Annotated in this window: 6 protein-coding genes; all 6 read right to left on the bottom strand. The window is 58.0% G+C overall.

Going from position 1 to position 2,273, the window contains the following annotated elements:
• A partial coding sequence (locus KDH83_RS30455; protein ID WP_212322717.1) for a DUF551 domain-containing protein occupies positions 1 to 556 on the bottom strand: 556 nt, incomplete at its 3' end.
• Complete coding sequence (locus KDH83_RS32915) at positions 553 to 687, bottom strand: hypothetical protein (RefSeq protein WP_283093861.1); 135 nt, start codon at positions 685 to 687, stop codon at positions 553 to 555. The genes KDH83_RS30455 and KDH83_RS32915, both read right to left, overlap by 4 nt.
• Before the next feature lie 80 nt (positions 688 to 767).
• Positions 768 to 1,019: a hypothetical protein gene (locus tag KDH83_RS30450; RefSeq protein ID WP_212322715.1), complete on the bottom strand. Its 252-nt coding sequence runs from the start codon at positions 1,017 to 1,019 to the stop codon at positions 768 to 770.
• Complete coding sequence (locus tag KDH83_RS30445; RefSeq protein ID WP_212322713.1) at positions 1,016 to 1,666, bottom strand: ERF family protein; 651 nt, start codon at positions 1,664 to 1,666, stop codon at positions 1,016 to 1,018. The genes KDH83_RS30450 and KDH83_RS30445 overlap by 4 nt, the downstream gene beginning before the upstream one ends.
• A 66-nt stretch (positions 1,667 to 1,732) precedes the next feature.
• The gene (locus KDH83_RS30440) at positions 1,733 to 1,873 is read right to left on the bottom strand and encodes a hypothetical protein (RefSeq protein WP_212322711.1); all 141 of its coding nucleotides are present in this window, start codon (positions 1,871 to 1,873) and stop codon (positions 1,733 to 1,735) included.
• A gap of 1 nt (position 1,874) precedes the next feature.
• Positions 1,875 to 2,147 carry a hypothetical protein gene (locus KDH83_RS30435; RefSeq protein WP_212322708.1) on the bottom strand — a complete coding sequence of 91 codons (273 nt, stop codon included), beginning with the start codon at positions 2,145 to 2,147 and terminating at the stop codon, positions 1,875 to 1,877.
• Positions 2,148 to 2,273 lie beyond the last annotated feature (126 nt).

Raw genomic sequence — 2,273 nt, 5'->3', positions numbered from 1 at the left:
CTTCGCCCTGCTGGGCGGCATTCAACGGGATGCGGATGACTTCCTCGATCTGCACAGGGCCGTCCTGGCTGTACACGGCGGCATAGTGCTGGATCTCTTGCAGGGCCTGCGCCCTTGGGCCACTGGCCGACGCCACCACCATGCCGTCTTGCCATAGGTCGAAATGTGCTTCCCGTGCATCGCCAACTGCGGCCGCATCGCACGCCGCGCGCAGCACATTGATCAGCTGCGACGTGAGAGCCTGGGCATCATCTGCTGCAACGACGGCGCGCGCAGCGCAGAGCAGGGCAGAGTCGCCTGTGTTGCTCCGGATCGCGGCGTCTTGCTCAGCGCTGGGAGCTTCGGGCAGTGGCATCCAGTGCGTGGGGTAAATCGCTCTGCCGCCCTCGTCGATGAAATTGCTCGCAGAATCGTCCTCGATGCGCCACCAGCGGACCGTATTGATGCTTCCATCGAACACGATGATCTTTGTGCCGTAGTGATGCAATCCATCGAAAATGAGCGAGTCCTTCGGCGCGGTCTCGATGGGCTGCCAGCCATCGGGGATGTGGGTCATGTCAGGCTCCAAATAGATGATCGAAAGATCCAAATCAGCCCCAGCGCTGCCTCTGCGGTCAAGATCAGCACGAACCACGCAACAGGGTTCGGACCGCTGTGTTCGTCGTCTTCGTAGTCGAGATTCAGCATGTGGATCTCCAGGCAATAGGAGGGCAGCCCCGCCAAATTGCGGGGAGCCGGGGTGACGCTGGGGGTGGGCTATTTAGGAATCAAAACGGCGGTGGGTCATCATCGCCATAGGCCGGCCGTCGGCTTTGCGCGGCAGGCTTCTGCTTCGGCTGGGGCTTCTCTTCCTTCGGTTTGACAGACAGGCTCATGAACTTGCCCTTCTGCCCCTCCTTGATCCATGCAGAAAGCCAGTATTCAACGCCGTTGACGATCAGCGACCCGTTGTAGTCCGGGTGGTTGTCCTGCATCTTCCGATCATTCTTGAACAAGATCCCGCTGTTGTCGTAGCTCACGCCGATTCCTCCGCAGGCGCGCTCTGCGCTTGCTCTTTCATTTGCTTGATTGCTGCTCGGCATTTGCTGTCAAGCAGGCTCCAGATTGCAGTCTTGAACTCCACGCTGCCTTCAATGGTGTCCCATTCTTCGTAGGCTTTCCACGCGTCATCAGACACATACGCTTGCTGGATAGCGTCTGCGATCTTGCGGACTTGTTGACGCTCCTTGGATGTAAGCGATTCCATCGCACCGTCAGTCGGCTTAGACTTGTTTGCGGTGCCGGGTTCTTTTACGGGTTCGCTGGAGTCAAGAGCGTCATGCTCAACGATCTCCATCGCGGTACCCCAGAGATATCGCCGCTGGTACGTCTCAACGGCACCAATGTTCTGCACCTCGTGGCAGCCCTTCAGGCTTGCGCTGCCCATGGGCGACGTGAACAGGATCTCGCCGCCGCCATCGGTATCCACGACGGTGAGAGAGGCGACATCAGCCGTAAAGCTCACCACACCGCACAGACCCAAGCTATGAAAGATCTCTTGCGTAGTGGGGAGGAAATCACCCAGTTCGAAGTAGAAGTAGCCCGCGAACTTGTTGTGTCCGGACTTCTTCAGCTCGGCCTGTTGCAGCCGCAATCTGGCTTCCATCAGTTTCTTGTGTACGCTCATAGCGGTATTCCTGTTCCAATTCCTGTTGATGTGCCAGAGCCGCGTCTTCGTCGTCGCTGCTCATGTCTATTCCTTGCTTGCGTACTTTGTGCTGCCGTCATGTGCAGTCATCGTGGGCTTATCGAGCGTTCCCCCCATGACGAATGCGATGGTCAGGAAGAGGGCCATCACAGCACCTTCCCAATGAGTGAGGATCAGGCGTTTCATTTCAGCCCTCTAGTTCAATGTTGATTGCGTGCTTGATATCCCGCTGCAACGGAAGCACCCATTGGCTATTGCTGTTCATCACCGCGCACAAGACAGCAACCTGATTCGCAAGATCCAGGTTCGCGAAGAAATCCGCGTCAGCCAGCCGCTTTGCCCACCACAGCGCATCGTGCTGGTCAGCGTCCCAGCTCGCAGGATTGCCCAGCGTCTCGCATACATCCTGAACGGTTGCGGTCAGGACTTCGTATTGCTCATCACCGTGCCATCTGTCCATGGTCGTTCCTAGTTAGGTGCATCACCCGATCCACCTCACGGCCAACCACACACCACGCTTTGTGCGCACGCGGCGGTATGGCGTGGAAGGCTTGAAGGGGGAGGGGTGATGCGTAAAGGGAGGGGG

This window comes from Achromobacter sp. Marseille-Q0513, assembly GCF_018195695.1.
Lineage (GTDB): Bacteria > Pseudomonadota > Gammaproteobacteria > Burkholderiales > Burkholderiaceae_B > Achromobacter.
Note: the sequence above shows the minus strand (reverse complement) of the source record. Positions and strands in the feature narration are given on the sequence as shown.

What these genes read in the sequence shown, in the direction of transcription:
- KDH83_RS32915 (WP_283093861.1), bottom strand. Translation starts at nt 687, where the DNA reads ATGCTGAATCTCGACTACGAAGACGACGAACACAGCGGTCCGAACCCT.
- KDH83_RS30435 (WP_212322708.1), bottom strand. Translation starts at nt 2,147, where the DNA reads ATGGACAGATGGCACGGTGATGAGCAATACGAAGTCCTGACCGCAACC.
- KDH83_RS30445 (WP_212322713.1), bottom strand. Translation starts at nt 1,666, where the DNA reads ATGAGCGTACACAAGAAACTGATGGAAGCCAGATTGCGGCTGCAACAG.
- KDH83_RS30440 (WP_212322711.1), bottom strand. Translation starts at nt 1,873, where the DNA reads ATGAAACGCCTGATCCTCACTCATTGGGAAGGTGCTGTGATGGCCCTC.